Origin of the sequence: Microbispora cellulosiformans (genome assembly GCF_008728085.1) — a bacterium.
Taxonomy (GTDB): domain Bacteria; phylum Actinomycetota; class Actinomycetes; order Streptosporangiales; family Streptosporangiaceae; genus Microbispora; species Microbispora amethystogenes.
In genome coordinates this window covers 24093-45958 of sequence record NZ_VYTZ01000011.1, presented here as the reverse complement: position 1 = coordinate 45958, position 21866 = coordinate 24093, and the positions used below count along the sequence as shown (strand labels likewise).

Here is a 21866-nt window from a genome sequence, read left to right as displayed (position 1 = left end):
GCTCACACGGACCCCGCTCGCGGCGTGTTTGCCGCCGGAGCTGATATCTCCGACAAGACGGCCCAGGCACGGCGATTGCGAAATCATTGGGTCGTGGGGATGTGGACGTGGTGAGGGCGAAGATCATAGGTGGCCGTTACGAGCTGGACCCCAACTCGCGTCGCAGGGGCGGGATGGGGGAGGTCTGGTTCGGCTACGACAAGCGGCTGGACCGGCCGATCGCGATCAAGTTCATCCGGGTCGACCGCCTGGCGGACGGGAGGCCGGACGACGAGCTGACCAGGCGCTTCGTGCGCGAGTCGCGGATCACGGCCAGCCTGGAACACCCCGGCGTGCCCGCGGTCTACGACTGCGGCACCGACGGCGACGACCTCTATCTGGTCATGCAGCTCGTCCGGGGCGCCCCGTTGAACGACCTGCTCGACGAGGTGGAGGAGATACCGGTCGGCTGGGCCGCGGCGGTCGCCGCCCAGGTGTGCTCGGTGCTCGCCGTCGCCCACGCCAACTCGCTCGTGCATCGCGACCTCAAGCCCGCCAACCTGATGCTCTGCCCGGACGGTACGGTGAAGGTGCTCGACTTCGGGGTGGCAGCCGCGCTCTCGCCGTCGGTCACCCGGCTGACCGTCACCGGCGTCGTGGTCGGCACGGCCGAGTACATGGCCCCCGAGCAGACGATGAGCGGCACCACCAGCCCGCAGACCGATCTCTACGCGCTCGGGGTGATCCTGCACGAGCTGCTCGCCGGGAGGAACCAGTTCGCCGCCGAGACCCCGCTGGCCTCGATGCGCAGGCATGTGGACGAGCCGCCGGTGCCGGTGCGGACGCTGCGGCCGGGCGTCCCCGAGGGGCTCGAACGGCTGATCCTCTGGCTGCTCGCCAAGAAGCCCGAGGACCGGCCGTCCGGCGCCGCCCTGGTCTACGAGCGGCTGCTGCCGTTCTGCCGTGAGCTGCCGCCCCTGCCGGGCTTCGTGGACGGCGGCGCCGCACAGCCCGTGCGCATGTACGCCGCCGTCGTCGGCCGGGTCGCCACCGCGAACGCCGCCCCACAGGTCACGGGCAACGCCGTCCGCGAGCCCGTCGCCACCGGGAGCGCCGCGCCCGTCCCGCGACCCTCCGTCCCGCAAACCCCTGCCTCGTACGGTTCGGCGCAGCAGGGCTCCGGGCACTGGCCTCCAGGTGGGTACGACGTGGGCCGGGTGCGGCGGGACGCCGGCGCGCTCAAGGGGGAGTCGCGTTACCGGCAGGCCGCCGAGCTGCTGGCCGAGGCCGTACAGTCCGTGGAGCCCGGGGGAGACGAGGGGCTGGAGCTGCGGATCGAGCTCGCGGACGTGCTGTTCCTCGGCGGCGACTACCGGCGGGCCGCCCCCGAGTTCCGGCGGCTGGCGGCCGACCTCGCCGAGCGGAGGGGCGAGGACGACCACCTGGTCCTCCGGTTCCGCCTCATGGAGGCCAACTGTCACGCGGCGCTGGGCGACACCGCGCTCGCACTCGAACAGATGCGCCTGCTGCTGCGCGACGAGCGGCGGCTGAGGGTCGACGAGGACCGGATCCTGGAGCTGCGGCGCCGCATCGGGCTGCTGGAGCTGGGGGCCGGTGAACGGGTGCGGGCCGGCCGCACCCTGGGTGACCTGCTGCCCGACCTGGAACGGCGGTACGGCGCGGAGCATCCGGCCGTCGGCAAGGTGCGGGAACTGCTCGACGGCCTCGCCGCCGCGCGCTGACCCCCGGGCCCCGGACTGCGGACACCCGGGCCGCGGGCTCCCGAGCAGCGGACAGCTGGCCCGCGGACCGGCCCTGGGCCGGCGCGAACACCCCCCATCGACGGACCCGACCGGTGTGGTGGGAGATTCTTCGAGAAAGTTCGGCGGAGGGTGTCGGATCCGCACGGCGGCGTTCGTAGCAGGGGTGAGAGGCGGCCCGAGGGGGCGGCCACACGACGACAGGAGATGATCCCGATGGCGCAGTACCTGATGTCCGTGCTCAACGAGTCGGCCGTCGCCACCGACGAGGAGCAGGCCGCGATCGACGTCTTCAACGAGCAGCTCCAGGCCGACGGTCACTGGGTGTTCGCCGTGGGACTCGCGTCGCCCGGCACGGCCACCGTCGTCGACGGCCGGGACGGGGAGCCGGTGTTCACCGACGGGCCCTACCTGGAGTCGAAGGAGCACATCATCGGCTTCTGGATCATCGAGGCGCCCCACCTCGACGTGGCGCTGCGGCTCGCCGCCGCGGGGTCGAAGAGCTGCAACCGGAGGGTCGAGCTGCGGCCGATCCTGGGCGAATGACCAGCGTCGACGAGGTGATCGCCCGGGTCCACCGCGAGGAGTGGGTCCGGGTGGTCGCGACCCTGGCCAGGCGTCTCGGCGACCTCGACGTCGCCGAGGAGATGGCCGCCGAGGCGTTCGCGACCGCCGTCGAGCGCTGGCCGGTCGAGGGGGTCCCGCCGAACCCCGGCGCATGGCTGACCACCACCGCCTACCGCAAGGCCGTCGACCGGCTCCGGCGTGAGGTCAGGCGCGAGGAGAAGCACAGGGAGGCGCTGATGCTGTCCGACACCCCCGAGCCGCTCGGCGCCGTCGACGACGACCGGCTCCGCCTCGTCTTCACCTGCTGCCATCCTGCTCTCGCCATGGAGGCGCGGATCGCGCTGACCCTGCGGATGGTCGGCGGGCTCACCGTGCCCGAGATCGCCCGCGCGTTCCTGGTCCAGGAGACCGCCATGGGGCAGCGGATCACGCGTGCGAAGACGAAGATCAAGGCGGCGAGGATCCCTTACGGCGTGCCGTTCCGCGAGGACCTCCCGGCCCGGGTCACCGGGGTCCTCACGGTCCTCTACCTGATCTTCAACGAGGGCTACCTGGCCTCGGACCCCGCCAGGGAGCCGGTTCGCGGCGACCTGACCGCCGAGGCGATCCGGCTGACCCGGCTGGTGCGTGCGCTGCTGCCGGCGGACGGCGAGGTCGCCGGGCTGCTGGCGCTGATGCTGCTGACGGAGGCCCGCCGGGCCGCGCGGGTGTCGGCGGGCGGCGAGCTGGTCGCCCTCGGCGAGCAGGACCGCGGCGCCTGGGACCGCGAGCTGATCGCCGAGGGCCACGCCCTGGTCCGCGCCCGCCTCGCCTCCGGGCAGGCGCCGGGGCGCTACCAGGTCCTCGCCGCGATCAACGCCGTCCACACCGACGCCCGCGACGTCCGTGACACCGACTGGTCGCAGGTCGTCGCGCTCTACGACCAGCTGGTCCGCCTCGACCCCTCCCCGATCGCGCGGCTCAACCGGGCGATCGCGGTCGCCGAGATCGACGGCCCCCAGGTCGCCCTGGCGGAGGTGGACGGTCTGCCGCTGGAGGGCTACCACGCCTTCCACGCCACCCGCGCCGACCTGCTGCGCCGGCTGGGCCGCAGCGCGGAGTCACGGGCGGCGTACGACCGGGCCATCGCCCTCTCCGCCAACACCGCCGAGACGGCGTACCTCGTCCGCCGCCGCGACCAGCTGGCCGGCCCGTGAACCGCGTCACCCCGGTCACCGTTCAGGGGTGTGGGGGAGCGGTGGAGCGGCGTTCGACGAGGCGGACGCCGAGCATCGTGTCGCGGCTGGTCGTCTCGGGACGGCGGACGCGCTGGACGAGGTGCCAGACGGCCTGGGCGCCGAGCAGTTCCTTGTCGGAGGCGATCGTGGTGAGGGGCGGGGAGGCGTGCGCGGCCATCGCCACGTCGTCGTAGCCGATCACGCTGACGTCGCCGGGCACGCGCAGGCCCCGCTCCCGCAGCGCGTCGAGCGCCCCGAACGCCGAGAGGTCGTTGGCGCAGAACACGGCGGTGGGCGGCACGGGCAGGTCGAGCAGCGCCGTCATCTGCTCGTACCCGGTCCGCGCGGTGAAGTCGCCGGGCCGCACGTACGCCGGGTCGGGGGTCAGGCCGTGCTCGGCGCAGGCGCGGTGATAGCCCGCCAGCCGCCGGGCGGCGGGCACGATGTGCGCCCCGGCCGTGATGATCGCCGGTGGCGGGCTGGTGTGGCCGAGCCCGATGAGGTGGCGGGTGGCGAGGTACCCGCCGGTCTCGTCGTCGTGGCGCACGTAGTCCACCGGGAGGTCGATGACGGCGTGTTCCAGCAGGACGCAGCTCACGCCCGCGTCGAGGATCCTCGCCAGGTAGTCACGGCTCGCGCCGACGTTCAGCACGAGCAGCCCGGCGACCTGGCCGCGCTCGACGCACAGCGGCAGCCGGTCGCCCCGCGGCTGGATCACCTCGTACGTCATCGAGAGGTCCAGCTCGGCGCACGCCTGCTGCGCGCCGTACACGACGGGGGCGTAGTAGAGGTTGCCGGGGGAGAAGAGTTCGCTCACCCACGACACGAACCCGATCATGCCCGTCTCGGCAGGCCGGCGGGCCCGCGGGCGGTAGCCGAGCTCCTCGGCGGCCCGGCGGACCACCGAGCCGGTGGCGGGCGAGACCCACGTCTTGCCGGCGAAGACCGCGGAGGCCGTGCCGATCGAGACGCCGGCCCGCTCGGCCACCTCCTTGAGGGTGGACCGTCCCGTCGTCCGCCGCATACGCCCTCCACGAGGGGGCCCGGCCGGGCCTGATCGATCTCGGTGTCTGCCCTGAAGTCTCAGCCCTGAAATTTCAGTGAAATTTCGGCGTTCTGACGACGCTAGGCCGTGGCCCTATCACCCGTCAAGGGGTCATATATCGGTCTTCATTGTTCATTGACCCTTGTGTGAGGTCGGCGTAGCTTCGTGCGGGATGTTGCGGTTTCACTGAAATCAGAGGAGAACGATCGTGGCTTCCGACAGCACCGGCGTGGCGATCGTCGGCTGCGGCAACATCGCCGCCCGGTACGCCGCCGACCTGGCCCGTTACCCGGAGATGCGCCTGGTCGGCGCCCAGGACGTGCTGCCGGAGCGGGCCGAGGCACTGGCGGCCCCGCACGGCGGCCGGGTGTACGGCACGCTCGACGAGGTGCTCGCCGACGACGACGTGGACATCGTGGTGAACCTGACCGTCCACCGGGCGCACTACGAGGTGATCCGCCGCAGCCTGGAGGCCGGCAAGCACGTGCACAGCGAGAAGCCGCTGGCGCTGACGCACGAGGAGGCGGCCGGTCTCGTGGAGATCGCGGAGAGCCGCGGCCTACGGCTGGGCTGCGCCCCGGCGACCTTCCTCGGCGAGGCCCAGCAGACCACGCTCAAGCTGCTCAGAGAGGGTCGCGTCGGGCCGGTGCGGCTCGTCTTCGCCGAGGTCAACTGGGGCAGGATCGAGGCGTGGCACCCCGAGCCCGACGGCTTCTACGCCGTGGGGCCGCTGTTCGACGTCGGGGTCTACCCGCTCACGATCGTGACGACGGCCCTCGGCCCGGCCCGGCGGGTCACCGCGTTCTCCTCCGTCGTCTGGCCCCGCCGCACCCGCCTGGACGGCAGCGAGTTCACGATCACCACGCCCGACTACGTGGTGGCCAACGTCGAGTTCGACGGCGGCGTCCTGCTCCGCCTGACCTGCTCCTTCTACGTGCCCAACGGCTCCACCCGGCAGCAGGGGGTGGAGTTCCACGGGGACGACGGCTCGCTGCTGCTGGAGAGCTGGCACGACTTCGACCCGTCCGTGGAGGTCCGTACGCCCGGCCGCGACCCCGAGCCGGTGCCCCCGCTGCGGGAGCCGTGGAAGGGGGTGGAGTGGGGGAGGGCGGTGCGCGACCTCGCCGCGGCGATCCGGGAGGACCGCCCCCACCGGGCCACCGGCCGTCAGGCCGCGCACGTGGTGGAGATCCTCTGCGCCGCCAGGGAGTCGTACGAGACGGGCAAGCCGGTCGAGCTGACCTCGGACTTCACCCCGCCCGCGCCGATGGAGTGGGCGCTGTGACCAGGTGAACGAGCGCGCGCCCAGCGGGCGCCAAGAGCCGTCCAAGTGGCGGCCAAACGGTGATCGGCATGCTCTTCCCAGACACGACAACGACGACTGTCTGGGAGAAGACCATGTCGAGACTGACCAGGACGATCACCTGCCTGGCGGCGGCCGCCGCCGTCGCCGGCACGATCACCGCCGCACCCGCCGCGCACGCCGAACTCAAGCCGGGCGAGTGGGCGGGGCTCTACCTCTACGACGACTCCTGGTACGAGGGCGAGCACCGCGTCTTCACGTACTCGAACGGGAGCATCGGGTTCTCCGACCGGGCGAGCTCGATCGTGAACAACACCTGGCTCGCCTGGGTCGTCTACGACGACAGGGACTTCCGGGACCGCCGCTACTGCATCCGCCCGTGGGAGAAGGTGGACGTCCTCGGGGCGCCGCAGTGGAAGTTCAACGACAAGATCTCGTCGGTCCAGCTGCTGAACAGCTACAACTGCGACGGTTATCCGACCTTCTCCTAGACCTGGTCGCCCGGCTTCCGGGGGCGTACGGGGCCGGTCGTGCCGCGTAGGGAGACGGGCGGCGCGACGAGGAGATGACGGTGGGGGGTGGCGGGCTCGGCGATGCGCTGGATGAGCATCTCGACGGCGTGCGCGCCGAGCTCGTCGGCGGGCATGTCGGCGGCGGTGAGCGGCGGGTGCAGGCTCTCGGCCCACAGGCGCGCGGCGACGCCGGTGATGGAGAAGTCGCCGGGCACCGCCAGGCCCGCCCGCTCGATCGCGCGGAACATGCCGGGCATCGCGGCCTCGTTGATGGTCGCGATGGCGGTGAGGCCGGGATCATCGGCGAGTAGCCGCTCGACGCAGGACTGCCCGGCGCGGGCGTCGTCGGCGCAGCACACCTCCACGCCTTCCACGCCGCGTTCGGCCGCGGCGCGGGTGAAACCGGCCTGGGCCCGATGGGCGGGGCCGTATCCGGCGGCCACCAGTTCGGCGGACCGGTTCACCAGCGCGATCCGGCGGTGGCCGAGATCGGCCAGGTGGTGCACGCATCCGGAGATCAGGGTCTCGTAGTCGACGTCCACCCAGGACATCTCGTCGGGGCGGCTCGTGTGGCCGATGCCGACGAACGGCAGCCTGCTCCGCCGCAGGCGGGCGACCCGGTCGTCCTCCAGCCGTATCTCCATCAGGATGACGCCGTCCACCCGCCTGCCGCTGACCACCCGTTCGAAGGAACGGTCGTGCTCCCCGCCGGACGGCGACAGCAGGACGTCGAGGTCGGCGCGGGCGGCGGCGTCGACGACGCTGGCGACGAAGCCGAGCTGCAGGTCGGTCAGGCGCCGGCTGGCCGGGGGGATGACGAGGCCGAGGGTCCGGGTCCTGCCCTCCTTGAGCGCCTTTGCGGTGGCGTTCGGCTGGTAGCCCAGCTCGTCGATGACCGCCTGGATGCGGCGGCGGGTCTCCTCGGCCACCGGGCGTTTGCCGCTCAGGGCGTAGGAGACGGTGCTGCGCGCCACGCCCGACCGTCTGGCGATCTCCCCGATGTTCACCGGCGCCCCCTTTGATCCTGCCAACCGCTGATCCGACCGACCGCGTCCATCCTAGGTCGAACCGATGAGCCTGCCATCAGGCGGGTGGATTCGGCGGTATCCATTGACGTCGGCGATATGTAGGCCTATGTTCATGCGAACCGATTCGATATCCAACGAAACAGCCGCGTAACGCGCGTCAGCGGAGGTTACGATCATGAGATCAGCGGCACCGGGCCGGCACCTGGCCGGTCTGGCTATAGCGGCCCTGGCGGTCGCGTCCGGGCTCGCCGGATGCTCCTCGTCCGGCACATCGTCCGGCGACTCGACCGGCGCGGGCGCCCAGGCGTCCAGTAGCCAGGCCGCCGGTGGCGGGGCGTACACGATCTGGGACCCCTACCCGCAGCACGACAAGAGCTCCGACTGGGTCAAGCTGCTCGAATCGTGCGGCACCCAGGCGGGCGTCACGGTGGAGCGCACCGCGTACGACACCACCGACCTGACCAACAAGACGCTGCTCGCCGCGCAGCAGGGCAACGCGCCCGACGTGCTCATCGTCGACAACCCGGTGGTCTCCACGCTGGCCGAGGCCGGGGTCCTCACCAGCACCGAGGAGAACAAGCTCGACACCTCCGCCATCGCGCCGAACCTGCTCGCGGCCGGGCAGAGCGGGGGCAAGACCTACGGCGTCCCGATCGGGGCCAACACCCTCGCCCTCTACTACAACAAGGGGGTGCTGAAGAAGGCCGGCGTGGACGTCGCGTCGGTCAAGGACTGGGCCTCGCTGACCGCCGCCCTGGAGAAGGTCAAGGCCGCGGGCAAGAAGGGGATCACGTTCTCCGCGATCGGCACCGAGGAGGGCAGCTTCCAGTTCCTGCCCTGGTTCTGGGGTTCGGGCGCGCAGCTCACCAAGCTCGACTCGCCCGAGGGCGTCTCGGCGGTCGCGCTGTGGACCGACTGGCTGAAGAAGGGGTACGCCCCCAACTCGGTGATCAACAACACCCAGACGACCAGCTGGCAGGAGTTCGCCGGCGGCGACTTCGCCTTCGCCGAGAACGGCACCTGGCAGCTCGCCAACGCCGAGAAGGCCGGGTTCGAGTACGGCATCATCCCCGTTCCCGCGAAGGACGGCGGCACCGCGCCCGCCCCGACCGGCGGTGAGTTCGTGAGCATCCCGGTGCAGCAGGACACCGCCCGCTACGCCGTCTCCCAGAAGCTGGTGGCCTGCCTCACCAGCACGGACAACTCCCTCAGCACGACGACGACGCTGTCGTACATCGCGCCCACCGAGGAGGTGCAGGCCAAGCAGGTGGAGCAGAACGCCGGCCTGAAGGTGTGGGTGGAGGCGGTCAAGGCGGCCAAGGGCCGCACCAGCGACGACCTCGGCACCAAGTATCCGAAGATCTCCGAGCCGATGTGGAACGCGGTGCAGGCCGCGCTGAGCGGCTCGAAGAGCCCGCAGCAGGCGATGGCCGAGGCCCAGACCGCCGCGGCGAGCGCCACGCAGTAGGAGCCAGCCGCGGGGGCGATGGACAGGCCCCGGGGATCGGCGCCCCGGGGCCCCTTGTCCAAGATCCTCCCGCGGCCTCCCGTCGGACGAAGGACAGCATGAATCACGTGACACAGGCGCCCGCGCCGCCCGCCGCCGCGCGCGCCCCGGCCGCGGGGCGGGGCCGCCGGGCGATGGCGCGGCCCCCGTCCCGGCAGTGGGCGGCGTGGGCCTTCCTCGCCCCGGTCGTCGTCTACCTGGCGGTCTTCTACGCCTACCCGCTCTACCGCAACCTCGACCTGAGCCTGCGCGACTACACCGTGCGGTCGTTCGTACGGGGCGACGCGCCGTTCACCGGGACGGCCAACTACGCGAAGGTCGTGGCGGACCCGACGTTCGGTCCGGCGCTCTGGCACACGGTGGTGTTCACCGTGGTGTCGCTGGCCTTCCAGTTCACGATCGGGCTCGCGCTGGCGATGTTCTTCCACCGGAACTTCCGGCTGTCGGCCACACTGCGGGCGCTGTTCCTGGTGCCGTGGCTGCTGCCGCTGATCGTGTCGTCCTCGACCTGGTCGTGGATGCTCAACAGCGACTCCGGGGTGGTCAACGCCGTCCTCGGCGCGTTCGGCGCGGCTCCGGTCCACTGGCTGACCTCGCCGGACTGGTCGCTGTGGTCGGTCGTCATCGCCAACATCTGGATCGGCATCCCGTTCAACCTGGTCGTGCTGTACTCCGGCCTGCAGGCCATCGACCCGGTGATCTACGAGGCGGCCGAACTGGACGGCGCGAACGGCTCGCAGCGGTTCTGGCGGGTGACGTTCCCGCTGCTGCGGCCGGTCTCGGCGATCACGCTGCTGCTCGGGCTCGTCTACACGCTCAAGGTGTTCGACATCATCTGGATCATGACCAGGGGCGGGCCGAGCGGGTCGTCCACCACGTTCGCGACCTGGTCGTACCGGCTGGGGTTCGGCAACCTGCTGCCGGCGTTCGGGCCCGGCGCCGCCGTCGGCAACCTGCTGATCGTCATGGCCCTGGTGTTCGGGCTGGTCTACATCCGTCTCCAGCGAAGGCAGGCCTTCTGATGAGGGGCTCCCGCAGTCCGGCGAAGACCGCGCTCGGGCTGGTGCTCACCGGCCTGATGCTGTTCCCGGTCTACTGGATGATCAACGTCTCCTTCACCCGTGACCAGGACATGCGCAAGTCGCCGCCGAACTGGTTCCCCGTGAACGGGACGCTGGAGGGCTACCACGAGGTGCTCGACCGGCAGCTGCCGTACCTCGCGACCAGCCTGGTCGTGGGGCTCGGCACGGTCGCGCTGACCCTGCTGGTCGCGGCGCCCGCGGCCTACTCGCTGGCGAAGCTCCGGCCGCGCGGCGGCGGGGCGCTGACGTTCGCGCTGCTGATCGCGCAGATGATCCCCGGGATCATCATGGCGATGGGGTTCTACGCCATCTTCCTCAGCACCGGTCTCCTCAACACGCTCCCCGGGCTGATCGTGGCCGACTCCACGCTGGCGGTGCCGTTCGCGGTGCTGGTGCTGACGACGTTCATGTCCGGCATCCCCGAGGAACTGCTGCAGGCGGCCCGCGTGGACGGCGCGGGGGCCACCCGCACGTTCTGGTCGGTCGTGCTGCCGGTCAGCCGCAACGCCGTCATCACGGTGTCGCTGTTCGCCTTCCTGTGGGCCTGGTCGGACTTCGTCTTCGCGAGCACCCTCGACCAGGGCGGCGACCACCAGCCCATCACCCTCGGCATCTACCACTACATCGGCAACAACAACCAGCAGTGGAACGCCATCATGGCCACCGCCGTGATCGCCTCGATCCCCGCCACCGTGCTCCTCGTCGTCGCGCAGCGCTACGTCGCCGCCGGAGTCACCGCCGGCGCGGTGAAGCACTGACCCGGCTCTCTTCAGGACCGGCCCTCTTCAGGACAGAAGGGACATCGTCTTCATGACCGTCGCCGCAGGCCCGGTGTTCTCCCCGCAGGAGATCCCGTTCAGCTTCCGCGGATCCTGGTTCGGCTTCTCACCGGTGATCGGGGAGAAGAACTACGCGCGGGACGTCCATCTCGTGTCGCACCAGACCGGCATGCACCCGATCCTGCGGCTGGTGCCGGTCGTGGCGGGCGACCGCGCGGAGACCGTGGTCACCGCCGCGCCGCAGCTGCTCACCTGGACCTGCGACACCGGCCGGATCGACCTCGCGTACGAGAGCGCCGACACCGTACGGCTGCGCGGGGACGGCCTGGGGCTGCACCTCCAGGCGGCCGACCCGGTCCTGACGCCGTTCAGCGGGCCGTACTTCTACCAGGATCCCTGCGACGGCTCGTGGGTCTTCACGGTCTACCAGACCGGGCGCCGCTACCGGATCACCCTGCTGGCCGGGCGGGCCGAGCCGGCGGGCGCGCAAGCGCTCGGCACGGCCGAGCGCGGTGTCGTGCTGCCCGGCGACGGCGAGCCGTGGGAGATCGCCGTCGAGGAGTACGAGACCGCCCGCGCCCCCTATGCCGCCGTGAGCGACTTCGACCAGGTGGTCGCGGCGGCCCGGGCCGATTTCGACGCGTTCACCGAGGCGGTCGCGCCCTGGCGGAGCGACCGCACCCCCGCCGCCGAGCTCGCGGCGTACGTCCTGTGGTCGGCCACGGTGCGCCCGGCCGGGTTCGTCACGCGCTCCGCCGTGCTGATGTCCAAGCACTGGATGGACAAGGTCTGGAGCTGGGACCACTGCTTCAACGCCCTGGCGCTCGCCGACGGCCTGCCGGAGCTGGCGTGGGACCAGTTCCGGGTGCCCTTCGACCACCAGGACGCCACGGGCGCGCTGCCCGACTCCGTCACTCACTCCGAAATCCTCTACAACTTCGTCAAGCCGCCGATCCACGGCTGGGCGCTGCGCCGCCTGCCCTCGCAGGGAGAGGAGCTGGAGACGTACCGGCTGCTGGAGCGGTGGACCGGCTTCTGGCTGACGAAGCGGCGCGCGCCGGGCCGCCCGCTCGCCCACTACCAGCACGGCAACGACAGCGGCTGGGACAACGCCACCACGTTCGACCCCGAGCGCGTCGTCGAGACCGCCGACCTGGCCGCCTTCCTGGTGCTGCAGATGCGCGAGCTGGCCCGGCTCGCCGACCGGCTCGGCCGTACGGACGAGGCGGCGGCCTGGAGCCGGGAGGCCGACCGGATGCGCGAGGCGCTGCTCACGGAGTTGTGGGACGGTGAGCGGTTCGTCGCGCGGGGCGCCCTGTCGGGGCGCACCTGGTCCAGCTCCAGCCTGCTCGACCTGATGCCGATCGTGCTCGGCGACGAGCTGCCGGAACCGGTCCGCTCGGCGCTCGCCGCGGGCATCGAGGCGCACCTGACCGAGTTCGGGCTCGCCACCGAGCCGCCCTCCTCCCCGCACTACCAGGACGACGGCTACTGGCGCGGGCCGATCTGGGCGCCCTCCACCGTGCTGATCGAGGACGGCCTGCGCCGCGCCGGATACGCGGAGCAGGCCGACGAGATCAGCGCCCGGTTCCGGATGCTGTGCGAGAAGTCGGGGTTCGCGGAGAACTTCGACGCCCGCAGCGGCGCCGGCCTCCGCGACCGCGCCTATACCTGGACGGCCGGCGCCTATCTCATCCTCGCCGCGGCCTGCGTACGCCGGGAGAGTGAGGCGCCGGACACCCGGTGACGGCACGCCGCTCGTCGAAACGCTTCGACCTGCGGAGGAGCGGCCCGGGAGGCGCCTGGCCCCCGCCCGGAGCACGGCCGGGCGGGGGAGCGGGGAGCGGCCGGGTCCCGGCGGTGGACCGCCGGGACGGGCGACCGGGCAGGGTCAGTTGCGGCTCCACTGCTGGTTCGCGCCGCCGTTGCAGGACCAGACGATGATCTTCGTGCCGTTGGCGGTTCCGCCGCCGTTGGCGTCCAGGCACAGGCCGGACTGGACGCCGGTGACGGTGCCGTCGGCGTTGAGGTTCCACTGCTGGGCGGCCCCGCCGGAGCAGCCGTTGATGACGGCCGCGGCGCCGGTGGAGGTGCCCGCTTCCAGGCACTTGCTGCCGTACACCTGAAGCTGCTTACCGGAGGTGTAGGTCCACTGCTGGTTCGTGCCGCCGTTGCAGTCCCACAGCGCCACCTGGGTGCCGTTGGTCTGCGACTGGTTCGGCACGTCCACACACCGGCCGCTCGCCAGGCCGCGCAGCAGGTTGCCGTTGCCGGTGCCGCCGCCCTGGCCCGGGGTGATCGACAGGTTGTCGAACTGCGCGGTCTCGGTCGTGCTGGTGCCGATGCCGGCCTGGCCCGCGCCCCAGGTGCCGTCGGTGACCGAACCGACCTGTGTGCCGTCGATGCTCGCGGTGATGGTGCTGCCGGAGAAGGTCAGGGCCAGGGTGTGCCAGCGGCCGGTACCGAGGCCGCTGACGGTGCCGCTGCGGACCGTCGTCATCGCGTTGTCGACGTTGTTACGGATGATCTGCCAGGCGCCGCCGTCGGTCACCCGCAGGTAGTAGGCGTTCAGCCCTTCCGGGCCGAAGGAGTGCTGGGCGCCGGCCCGGCCGATGATCTCGACATAGCCACTCTGCTCCAGCAGGACGTCGGTGGAGATCGTGTAGTTGCTCCAGGCCAGGTCACCCAGCAGGGCGTAGGGGTGGGAGCCGCCGGTCCACAGGATCGGCTGGCGCGGGGCCATCTGGCGCACGCACCGCCCCGACCGGCCGCCGCCGCAGCCCACGACCTCGAACGAGCCCTGCATGTCCATCAGGTACTTCGCCTCCCGGCCCACCGCGTAGGAGTCGAAGCCGTCGGAGTAGGGCAGGGCCATCGTGCCCCGGGCCGGGCTGGTCGCGGTGCCCTTGCCCTGCCCGGTCGTCGTGGTGATCGAGTACACGTACCCGGGCTGGACGGTCAGGGAGAACGCCCCGCCGGAGGGGGTGAGGTCGGCGGTGTGGACCAGGTAGTCGGCGGAGTTGCCGGAGTTCAGGTTGGTCGCCCACACGTGCACCTGGCCCGTGGACAGCCCACCGGTGACGGTGAAGTTCAGCGTCTGGGCGGAGGTGGCGTCCATCGTCTCGATGATCGTGCTGTAGTCGGTGTTGTTGGTCGACTTCAGCGACACGTAGCTGCCGTTGCCCCGGTTGCCGCCGATGTAGCCGCTGGAGGAGTCGAGGTACTTCCAGCCCGGCGCGGTGAACTGGGTGGTCTGTGCCATCACCCAGGCGTTCTTGCCGATGGCGTAGTAACCGGACCAGGGCTGCGGCGCGACCGCCACGCCCATCGTGGCGAAGGGCAGGTTCGGGGTGATCGCGGCGATCACCGGCCAGTTGATGTAGGCGGTCATCTTGCCGTCGATGTAGTCGCGGTTGATGCCCCGGGCCAGCGCCTTGGCCCCGTCGTTGTAGTCGTCGGACCCGTTCTCACTGGCCCACAGCGCCTTGCCGGAGTTGATCGCGTTGGTGGAGCTGGGACAGTTCTGCTGGGCGCCCCGGTAGCCGCAGACATAGTGCGATCCGTACACGTCGACCGCGTTGCGGAAGGCGCTGTTGTTCACCGCGTCGTCGGCCATGCCCCAGCCGAAGTTGTCATCGGCGATGATCTTCACGTTGCCGTAGCCGCGGGAGTCCAGGGCCGAGTTGAGGTTGACGTACCAGTTCGTGTCGCGGCCCTTCTCGTTCCAGCCGCCCAGGTAGTCGATGGTCAGGTTGTGGCTGTTCTTCGCGCAGCCCAGCCAGTCGACCAGGTAGTTGATCGTGTCCTGCGACCAGAAGTTGCCGTTGCCGAGCCAGCCGGGGGCGCCCCAGGCGAGGCCGACCAGTTTGATGTTGGGGTTGCGGGCCTTGGCCTGCTCCATCAGCCACCACTCGTAGCCGCGGTTGCAGTCGATGTCGCCGGAGGTGTGCCGGTGACTCGGCTCGGCGCCGTCGGTGGAGTTGGTGTCGCCGCCGATCTCGACCTTGAGGATCTGCATCGACGCGCCGTACCCGGGCTTGAACAGGTAGTCGAGGATCTGGGTGCGCTGCGGCTCGGGGTAGTCGACCAGCAGGCGGCTGTTGCCCCCGCCGCCGCTGATCGCGCCGACACCGTCGAACGTGCGCCCGCCGGAACCGCCGTTGATCGTGATCCCGACGGCCGCCCGCGCCGGGGCGACGGCCACCAGGGACATCGCGACCGCCAGGAGCGCGACCACGACGCTCATGACGCCGCGCACCGGGGGCTCTTTTCGCCTGCTCATAGGGGGTCCTTCCTTCTGGGCTCGCAATGTTAGCGTTAACAATTGCTGTCATGAAGCAATTGACGCCTGCGGCCACCGCGGGGAGGTCCGGGAGTGTGTCCCGGGCCCGGCGTGATGGTCGGACCGCGAGGTCTGGCCCGGGGAGAGCCGGCCTCGGAGGGTCTGGACACCAGTTATCGGCGGAACCTAACGGTCCGTCAAGCCCCCGGTTTCCGACTCGTCATCGGATCCCTGAGGCCCTGGTCACCCGGCCGAATGCCGACACATCACGGATGAATGTTTCATACTGTTCGGCCTCACGGGAGGCGTGACCAGCCTCAGGGGAGCGCGGACGGGCCGCACCGGAGGCGTGGAGGAACCGCCAGGAAGGCCACAGTGCGGGCTCTTGACAGGCTTCCCGGTGTCGTATTCGCTCCGCCGCGACAATCGCAGGACAGGAGTGGTCGGATGTTCAGGCTTCCGTCGGCCCTGGTATCGGCCGAGGTGTGGTGACCGCCGTGGGGCGGCCCGGTGGGCCCCGGGAGCAAGTACGACATCCAGTAGGACATCATCGACCACAGCGCATCGAGCAAGTCGTACGTCGCGGACTACGGCATGGGCCGCACCGGCGGCGGCCCAGCCTGGACCGGTACGCCGACAGCCGCAGCACGAACCAGCAGCGGAAGATCGTCGCGGCGGGCTGACCGTGACCCGTTCAGCGTGAAACTTTCACGCCGGGCTCTCCGGACGAGGCCATCGTCGCCCCGTAGGAGCAGGTGGGGTCGCGCGCGGGAGGGACCGCCCGGGCCCTACTTGACGGGCTCCGGGCACGTGATATTTGCTCTGCCTCACCCACCACCACCGTCACGACGAGTTGCCAGGACGAGGAGTCAGACTCCGCGACTCAGTCGTGTGACGCACCGGAGTGCCTATGGAGCGACCCCGTGCCGACCGGTCAGCCCTGAGCCGCGTCGCCCGTACCGGCCCCGCTCACCCGGGCCAGCCCGTGCTGACCGCCGGGCCGGGCCGCTCGGCCGGGGAGAAGAGCCGATGCTGGATCTCCCTGCGGTAGTCGTCCAGGGTGTTGTCCACGTGCGCGGCGGCGGCATGGGCCGCGGCCGCCGGGTCTCCGGCGCGGATCGCCTGGTAGATGGCGTCGTGTTCCTCGACGGCCTTGGCGGCGTGCCCGCCGACCGAGCCGTGCATCCCGATCATGCTGGACTGGGCCTGGAGCCGCCTCGCCTCGCGTACGGCGATCTGGAGGAACATGTTGTGCGAGGCCGTGGCGATGGCGGTGTGGAAGGCGTCGTCGCCCTCGTTGAACAGGTCCTCGCGCCCGGTCTCGAAGCCGTGGCGGCACACGGCGGCGGCCTCCTCGACCGCTCTGAGCTCGGCGGGGGTGGCGCGGCGGGCGGCCAGCCGGCTGGTCTCCATCTCCTGGGCCCGGCGGAACTCGAACAGCATGTAGACGTGGTCGAGGTCGGTGGGCAGGAAGAACGACGCCAGCCGCCCGGCGCCGAGCATCCCCTCGTCGTCGGCGACGTACAGGCCCCGGCCCTTCTGGGCGCGCACCCGGCCGAGCGCGGACAGGATCTTCACCGCCTCGCGCACGACGGTGCGGCTGGTGCCCAGCTGCCCGGCCAGGTCGTTCTCCGTCGGCATGCGGTCGCCCGGACGCAGGCCCAGCCGGGCGATCAACTCCAGCACCTGCTCCGCGGCCACCTCGTAGCCCGGCCGGTATCCGCCCTCACGTGGGGTGTCGGTCACGGCGCTCCCTCCTTGTGATCGCTGGTAGAAGCATGACTCATTTCCCGGGGAGGGACACGCGGAGGGTGGGCGGCCGCATGCGATAAGTGCGGCGAACCGGGAGTCGGCCTGAACATAAGGCATGCCGGCGACGCCGCCGGAGTGAGACATTCATCCGAGCACTCCGGCGAAGACGTCCCAAGCTTCTGTCCGCCATGGAGCGAATCCCGGCGCCCGCGCGCGGACGGGTCTGCCGCGCCTCGGCGTGCCTGACCGTGCCGTCGGAGCAGGGCCTCTCAGCCGGGTGTTAAGCGCATGTAAAGCCGCGGCGAACTCCCACTCAAGCCTGCGTCCCTACGGTGATCGGGACAAGGCGCCGAGACCGGTGAACAGCGCGTTCGCGCCGCTCACCGGGCCCTCGTGGCGCGGACATGTGCAGGAAAGGGAACGATGATGACGACGAGAACCGCTCGCGCGGGCGTGGCCACCGCTCTGACGGTGGCGGGGCTGACGGCCGCGGGGCTGCTGAGCCCGGCCGCTCCGGCATTCGCCGCGGCCGCCGGCGAGGTGACGGCCACGGTGTCGAACCTCTCCGCGGCGAACGCTCAGATGGCGAAGTACACGCTGGTGAAGTGCCCGTCGACGACCCCGTACATCACCAGCGCCACGGCCTCGGCGAAGACCGGGGAGGCCGAAGACCAGTCGTACACACACTTCAGCGAGTTCTGGCAGTCCGTCCCCGACGGCAGCGCGCAGATGGCGAAGGTCAACTTCTTCAACTCCCAGACCTTCCAGGAGGAGGCCAAATACGGACCGGTCGTCGTCACGGTCACGCTGACGCTCACGTGCTCCAACATGAAGCCCGCGGGGCTTCCCCGGCCCGAGTTCAAGCAGAGCGTCTACGTCAGAGGCCTCTCGTACGGCAACCTCCAGGTCAGTTGCCCCAGCAACTATCCGACCGCGCTGGAGGCCCGCGAGAACCACCCGGGCTGGTTCCTCTCCTATGGTGCGACGACGGCCGGCAGGGTGGGCGCCGCCTCCTGGTACAACCCCGACGAGTACGTCTTCGGGACCGCCGACGTGACGGTCGCCTGCGGCCCCTGATCCGCTCAGCGGGACTGGGCGGGCACGACGATGGCGGCCAGGAGCAGGCCGTTGGTGGCGATCCAGCGCCCGGAGAAGCCGGTGAGCTGAGCCCCCGAGACGTACGGCCCCTTCACCTTCAGCGCGGCGGTGAAGCGGCCGTTGTCGGGGTCGATGGTCACCATCGCGTCCTCGAAGTCGAGCCAGCGCTTCGTCAGCGGGAACCACGCCTTGTAGACCGCTTCCTTGGCCGAGAACAGCAGCCGGTCCCACGCGACACCGGGATGCTTGCGGGTCAGCTTCTGCAGGGCCAGGCGTTCCTCGGGCAGGGAGATCGCCTCGAGCACGCCGTTCGTCAGGGCGTCGTCGGGCTCGGCGTCGATGCCCAGGGTGACGATGTCACCACGGGGGGCGAGAACGGCTCCCCGGTAGCCGGCGCAGTGGGTGATGCTGCCGACCAGGCCCGCCGGCCACTTCGGCTCGCCCTGATCGCCCCGCAGGATGGGCTGTTCGGGCACGCCGAGCAGCTTCATCGCCCGGCGTGCGCAGATGCGCGCGGTGGTGAATTCGTTGCGGCGCTTGTCCACGGATCGGCTCACGGCCTTCTCCTCCGCCGCGAAGAGCATCCCGTCATGGGCGTCGTGAAAGGTGTCGACCGCCACCACTTCGGGCGGCAGGATGCTCCTGATCGCCGCAGGTTCGTTCATGGTGCCAGTTAAGCGGGCCGGCGCCGCGGGAGAAAGCGTCGGAGGTCCATCTTGGGGCACGGCGGGCGCATCTGCAGGGTCTGTCAGGGGTGGTCCCGGTAGGGGTTGTCCGGCCGCCGGATCGCCGCCATCGTTGCCGCCGTGGGCTCCCCGCGCCCGCCTGCGACCGAATTCCGGTCGGTGTTAGGGGTCAGCAGGGGATGTGCCCGACGATGGCATGATGTGAAACTCAAATCGTGACAATGCAAGTGGAATCACTTATAGACGCAGGCGCCTTTCGCCAGGCGATGGCGGAACTCGTGGCACCGCTCACAATCGTCACGACAGTGGACGAGAATGGGCGTCGCTGGGGTTTCACTGCCAGTTCCGTCACGTCTGGATCCCTTGAGCCGCCGCTGCTGCTGGTCGGCGTGGACCGCCGATCGAGCTGTCACGCGGCCATCACCTCCTGCCGCGAGTTCGTGGTGAACGTCCTGGGCGAGCAGCACCGCGACCTGGCGAGGACCTTCGCCACCCACGGCGCCGACCGCTTCGCGGGCGGCGAGCTGGGCTACTGGCCCGACTCCGACCTGCCCTGCCTGCTCGACGCGAAGGCGGCCTTCCGCTGCGTGTCGAGCGGCACCCTCGCGGTGGGGGACCACGACCTGCTGGTCGGGTCGATGGTGGCGACGCGACTGAACGTCGGCGGCACCCCGCTGCTGTGGTACCAGCGTGACTTCGCCCTGCCGGCCAGGGAGACCGGAGTGGTCCGCAACCCGGTGTGAGTCACCGGCCTCCCGTCCACGCGGCGCACCGCCGCGCCCGTCACCAGGCCGGTCATCGGGCTCGGCACCAGGCCCGTCATCGGGTCTGGAACCACCACGCCGTACCCTGCCCGGCGACGGCCGTCAGGGCGATCGGCGTCCCGGCACCCTGAACAACGGCCGCACGCACGGCCCAACGGCCGCACGCACGGCCGCCACGTCACGACAGCGCGTACAGGGGCCGCGCGAGCAAGGACCGCGGCGCGACGGCCGCGCGGGGGAGAGCGCCTCGGGGGTGGCGCTCCGGCCCCGGCCGTCCTGCAAGCGAGCCGGCGCTCTCGGCACTGCCGGGCGTCCTTCGAGCGAGCCGACGGCTGCCGGCGGTCCTGGCCGGTGTCAGGCGGAGGGCATGGAGTGGCCGGCGATGAATATCGCGCACACTCCCGCTATTAACCCCATTATGCGGGCGATTTTCCCCCGGGCGCCGCACAGGGCGTTTCCCCTTGAAAAGGACAATAGACCCCTATCCCTGCTAAGCCAATGATAGGGGGCGAATCCTCTGGCGGTTCGGGGTTGCATCCCGATTCAATGAATCAGCAAATGAGCGTTCGCCGCCGTGGTCGACGGCCAGCTCACCCGAAGAACCCTGATGAGTGAAGAGGTACCTCATGCTGAGCCTTACGGAGTCAGCCACCATCACCGGCGACATCGCCTCAGTCTGGGAGACCGTGTCGGACCCGGCCTCGTGGGCGAGCTGGGACCCGCACGTCGACGTGTCGCGCTTCGAGGGCGACTTCGTGCCGGGCGCGGAGGGCTGGACCAAGCCGCGCGGCGCCCCCGGAGGCCCGTTCAAGGTGGTCGCGGTCATCCCCGGCAAGGAGTACTCGACCGAGTCGCCGATGCCCGGCGGGGCCATGGCGATCACCAACACCTATGAGCAGATCGGCGCCGGCCAGGTCAGGGTGACCCGCCGGGTCCAGCTGACCGGCTGGTTCACGCCGGTCTTCAAGCTGTTCTGGGCCAAGGGCATGGCACGCGACATGCACCACACCTTCGCGGCGCTGGAGCAGGAGGCCCAGCGCCGAGCGGCGAGCGTCTGAAGCCGGGGAGTGCGACGATGACCCACGCGGCGATCATCGGCGGTGGGATGGCCGGGATGCTGGCGGCGACTGCGATCGCCCGCCACGTCGACCGGGTCACCATCATCGAGAGCGACACCTTTCCCAGCTCGCCCGCCCAGCGGCGCGGGCTTCCCCAGGGCCACCACAACCACATGCTGTTCGGCGGCGGGGCGATGGCGCTCGACACGCTGCTGCCCAAGACGACCGACCTGCTCTACGCGCACGGGGCGCACCACCTGCGGATCGGCGAGCGGATGGCCATGCTGTCCCCGCAGGGCTGGAGCCGGCGCTTCGACGGCGACCCCTTCGTCGTCACCTGCAGCCGCCCGCTGCTCGACCACGTCGTACGCCGCCAGGCGCTCAGCTACCACCGGATCACCCTGATCCAGTCGGCCAAGGTCGTCGGGCTGACCGGCGACGCCACCCGGGTCACCGGCGTACGCGTCGAGCGTGACGGCGGGCCGGAGGAGACGATCGAGGCGGACCTCGTCGTGGACGCGGCCGGCCGCCGTTCCGACTCTCCCCGCTGGCTCACCGACCTGGGCCTGCCCGAGGTCGCCGAGGACACGCTGGACGCCGGCTTCGCGTACGCGGGACGGTCGTTCCTGGCGCCGCCGTCCGCGGGCGACGACTTCCCGGGCATCCTGATCCAGGCCGACAACAGCACCGGAGAGCCCGGCCGCGGCGCCGCGCTGCTCCCCAACGAGGACGGCCGCTGGATCGTCGCGCTGATCGGCACCAGGGGCGCGCACCCGCCCACCGACGAGGAGGGCTGGCTCGACTTCGCCCGCAGCATGCGGAGCCCGATCATCGCGGACCTGCTCGCGGGCGCGACGCCGCTCGGCGAGATCCGGGCCTACCGCGGCCTGGCCAACCGGCGCAGGCACTTCGAGCGGATCGTCCCGGAAGGCTTCGTCGTGCTCGGCGACGCGGCGATGACGCTCAACCCCAACTACGCCACCGGGATGTCGATCTCGGCCTTCGGCGCGCTCGCGCTCCGGGAGGAAGTGGAGCGTACGGGGTTCACCGAGGGTCTGGCCCGGCGGGCGCAGCAGCGCATCGCGAAGGCCGGCGAGCCCTGGTGGGAGGTCGCGATCGGCCAGGACCGGTGGTTCCCGAACGTGCGGACCAACCTGACCCTCCGCGGCGGCGCGTCGCAGCTCAAGATGGCCGCGCGGTGGAGCCGCGTGGTCACCGAGCACCCCGCCATGGCCCGCGCGACCTACAGCGCGGCGTCCCTGGTGATCACCCCCAAGAAGATGATGACGTTGCCGCTGCTGGTGGCGATGATGCGTGGACCGAAGCTGCCGCCGCTGACCGCCGAAGAGGCGATCGCGCAGTATCCCGGCTTCTCCGGCGTCCTCGACGCCGCACCCGCTGATTCGGCCGTTTCCCAGACCTCGGCATAGGGACCTCGCGGAGAAGA

General features: G+C 70.9%; 18 protein-coding genes. 13 read left to right on the top strand and 5 right to left on the bottom strand.

From position 1 onward, the window contains the following. The first annotated feature begins 110 nt into the window (after window positions 1-110). From F5972_RS27030 to F5972_RS27020, 3 genes are all read left to right on the top strand, one after another. Window positions 111-1721 (top strand): serine/threonine-protein kinase, encoded by a 1611-nt coding sequence (locus tag F5972_RS27030; protein ID WP_225311928.1) that lies wholly within the window; start codon window positions 111-113, stop codon window positions 1719-1721. 234 nt (window positions 1722-1955) lie between these two features. Next, entirely contained in the window at window positions 1956-2285 is a 330-nt protein-coding gene (locus F5972_RS27025) for a YciI family protein (RefSeq protein ID WP_150937188.1), read from the top strand. Continuing rightward, window positions 2282-3502, top strand: a complete 1221-nt coding sequence (locus F5972_RS27020) for an RNA polymerase sigma factor (protein WP_150937186.1) — start codon at window positions 2282-2284, stop codon at window positions 3500-3502. Before F5972_RS27025 ends, F5972_RS27020 begins: the two co-directional genes overlap by 4 nt. Before the next feature lie 22 nt (window positions 3503-3524). Here the strand turns inward: F5972_RS27020 and F5972_RS27015 are convergent, their stop codons facing one another. Continuing rightward, window positions 3525-4547, bottom strand: a complete 1023-nt coding sequence (locus F5972_RS27015; protein ID WP_150937184.1) for a LacI family DNA-binding transcriptional regulator — start codon at window positions 4545-4547, stop codon at window positions 3525-3527. 229 nt (window positions 4548-4776) lie between these two features. Here F5972_RS27015 and F5972_RS27010 point away from each other — a divergent pair, with 229 nt between their 5' ends. Then, the gene (locus F5972_RS27010) at window positions 4777-5853 is read left to right on the top strand and encodes a Gfo/Idh/MocA family protein (protein ID WP_150937182.1); all 1077 of its coding nucleotides are present in this window, start codon (window positions 4777-4779) and stop codon (window positions 5851-5853) included. Between the two features lie 113 nt (window positions 5854-5966). Beyond that, window positions 5967-6362, top strand: a complete 396-nt coding sequence (locus F5972_RS27005; protein ID WP_150937180.1) for a peptidase inhibitor family I36 protein — start codon at window positions 5967-5969, stop codon at window positions 6360-6362. Here F5972_RS27005 and F5972_RS27000 read toward each other — a convergent pair. Continuing rightward, complete coding sequence (locus tag F5972_RS27000) at window positions 6359-7390, bottom strand: LacI family DNA-binding transcriptional regulator (RefSeq protein WP_150937178.1); 1032 nt, start codon at window positions 7388-7390, stop codon at window positions 6359-6361. The two genes, F5972_RS27005 and F5972_RS27000, sit on opposite strands and share 4 nt — an antisense overlap. 196 nt (window positions 7391-7586) lie before the next feature. On the opposite strand from F5972_RS27000, the gene F5972_RS26995 reads away from it, so the two are divergent. From F5972_RS26995 to F5972_RS26980, 4 genes are all read left to right on the top strand, one after another. Then, entirely contained in the window at window positions 7587-8879 is a 1293-nt protein-coding gene (locus F5972_RS26995) for a sugar ABC transporter substrate-binding protein (RefSeq protein ID WP_150937176.1), read from the top strand. 107 nt (window positions 8880-8986) lie between these two features. After that, a complete protein-coding gene (locus F5972_RS26990; protein WP_225311926.1) occupies window positions 8987-9940 on the top strand; it encodes a carbohydrate ABC transporter permease in 954 nt (317 codons plus the stop codon). After that, window positions 9940-10758, top strand: coding sequence for a carbohydrate ABC transporter permease (locus tag F5972_RS26985; protein WP_150937172.1), 819 nt, complete (start codon window positions 9940-9942; stop codon window positions 10756-10758). The genes F5972_RS26990 and F5972_RS26985 overlap by 1 nt, the downstream gene beginning before the upstream one ends. A 52-nt stretch (window positions 10759-10810) precedes the next feature. Further along, window positions 10811-12526, top strand: coding sequence for an amylo-alpha-1,6-glucosidase (locus F5972_RS26980; protein ID WP_150937170.1), 1716 nt, complete (start codon window positions 10811-10813; stop codon window positions 12524-12526). Window positions 12527-12670: 144 nt separating this feature from the next. Here F5972_RS26980 and F5972_RS26975 read toward each other — a convergent pair whose 3' ends face one another. Further along, window positions 12671-15061, bottom strand: a complete 2391-nt coding sequence (locus tag F5972_RS26975; protein ID WP_150937168.1) for a ricin-type beta-trefoil lectin domain protein — start codon at window positions 15059-15061, stop codon at window positions 12671-12673. Window positions 15062-16030: 969 nt separating this feature from the next. Continuing rightward, a complete protein-coding gene (locus tag F5972_RS26970) occupies window positions 16031-16807 on the bottom strand; it encodes a FadR/GntR family transcriptional regulator (protein WP_225311924.1) in 777 nt (258 codons plus the stop codon). Window positions 16808-17236: 429 nt separating this feature from the next. Between F5972_RS26970 and F5972_RS26965 the strand changes: the two genes are divergently transcribed. After that, window positions 17237-17890 (top strand): hypothetical protein, encoded by a 654-nt coding sequence (locus F5972_RS26965; RefSeq protein WP_150937164.1) that lies wholly within the window; start codon window positions 17237-17239, stop codon window positions 17888-17890. Between the two features lie 5 nt (window positions 17891-17895). Here the strand turns inward: F5972_RS26965 and F5972_RS26960 are convergent, their stop codons facing one another. Next, the gene (locus F5972_RS26960) at window positions 17896-18576 is read right to left on the bottom strand and encodes a 4'-phosphopantetheinyl transferase family protein (RefSeq protein ID WP_150937161.1); all 681 of its coding nucleotides are present in this window, start codon (window positions 18574-18576) and stop codon (window positions 17896-17898) included. A gap of 242 nt (window positions 18577-18818) precedes the next feature. Here F5972_RS26960 and F5972_RS26955 point away from each other — a divergent pair, with 242 nt between their 5' ends. From F5972_RS26955 to F5972_RS26945, 3 genes are all read left to right on the top strand, one after another. Beyond that, the gene (locus F5972_RS26955) at window positions 18819-19340 is read left to right on the top strand and encodes a flavin reductase family protein (protein WP_150937419.1); all 522 of its coding nucleotides are present in this window, start codon (window positions 18819-18821) and stop codon (window positions 19338-19340) included. A 647-nt stretch (window positions 19341-19987) separates the two neighbouring features. Continuing rightward, complete coding sequence (locus tag F5972_RS26950) at window positions 19988-20419, top strand: SRPBCC family protein (RefSeq protein WP_117408109.1); 432 nt, start codon at window positions 19988-19990, stop codon at window positions 20417-20419. A gap of 17 nt (window positions 20420-20436) precedes the next feature. Next, the gene (locus tag F5972_RS26945; RefSeq protein ID WP_150937159.1) at window positions 20437-21849 is read left to right on the top strand and encodes an NAD(P)/FAD-dependent oxidoreductase; all 1413 of its coding nucleotides are present in this window, start codon (window positions 20437-20439) and stop codon (window positions 21847-21849) included. Window positions 21850-21866: the final 17 nt, after the last annotated feature.

Coding starts and splice junctions, on each gene's coding strand:
- F5972_RS26965 (WP_150937164.1), top strand. CDS start 17,237: ATGATGACGACGAGAACCGCTCGCGCGGGCGTGGCCACCGCTCTGACG.
- F5972_RS27025 (WP_150937188.1), top strand. CDS start 1,956: ATGGCGCAGTACCTGATGTCCGTGCTCAACGAGTCGGCCGTCGCCACC.
- F5972_RS26995 (WP_150937176.1), top strand. CDS start 7,587: ATGAGATCAGCGGCACCGGGCCGGCACCTGGCCGGTCTGGCTATAGCG.
- F5972_RS26960 (WP_150937161.1), bottom strand. CDS start 18,576: ATGAACGAACCTGCGGCGATCAGGAGCATCCTGCCGCCCGAAGTGGTG.
- F5972_RS27020 (WP_150937186.1), top strand. CDS start 2,282: ATGACCAGCGTCGACGAGGTGATCGCCCGGGTCCACCGCGAGGAGTGG.
- F5972_RS27005 (WP_150937180.1), top strand. CDS start 5,967: ATGTCGAGACTGACCAGGACGATCACCTGCCTGGCGGCGGCCGCCGCC.
- F5972_RS27015 (WP_150937184.1), bottom strand. CDS start 4,547: ATGCGGCGGACGACGGGACGGTCCACCCTCAAGGAGGTGGCCGAGCGG.
- F5972_RS26945 (WP_150937159.1), top strand. CDS start 20,437: ATGACCCACGCGGCGATCATCGGCGGTGGGATGGCCGGGATGCTGGCG.
- F5972_RS26950 (WP_117408109.1), top strand. CDS start 19,988: ATGCTGAGCCTTACGGAGTCAGCCACCATCACCGGCGACATCGCCTCA.
- F5972_RS26980 (WP_150937170.1), top strand. CDS start 10,811: ATGACCGTCGCCGCAGGCCCGGTGTTCTCCCCGCAGGAGATCCCGTTC.
- F5972_RS26975 (WP_150937168.1), bottom strand. CDS start 15,061: ATGAGCAGGCGAAAAGAGCCCCCGGTGCGCGGCGTCATGAGCGTCGTG.
- F5972_RS26985 (WP_150937172.1), top strand. CDS start 9,940: ATGAGGGGCTCCCGCAGTCCGGCGAAGACCGCGCTCGGGCTGGTGCTC.
- F5972_RS26955 (WP_150937419.1), top strand. CDS start 18,819: ATGCAAGTGGAATCACTTATAGACGCAGGCGCCTTTCGCCAGGCGATG.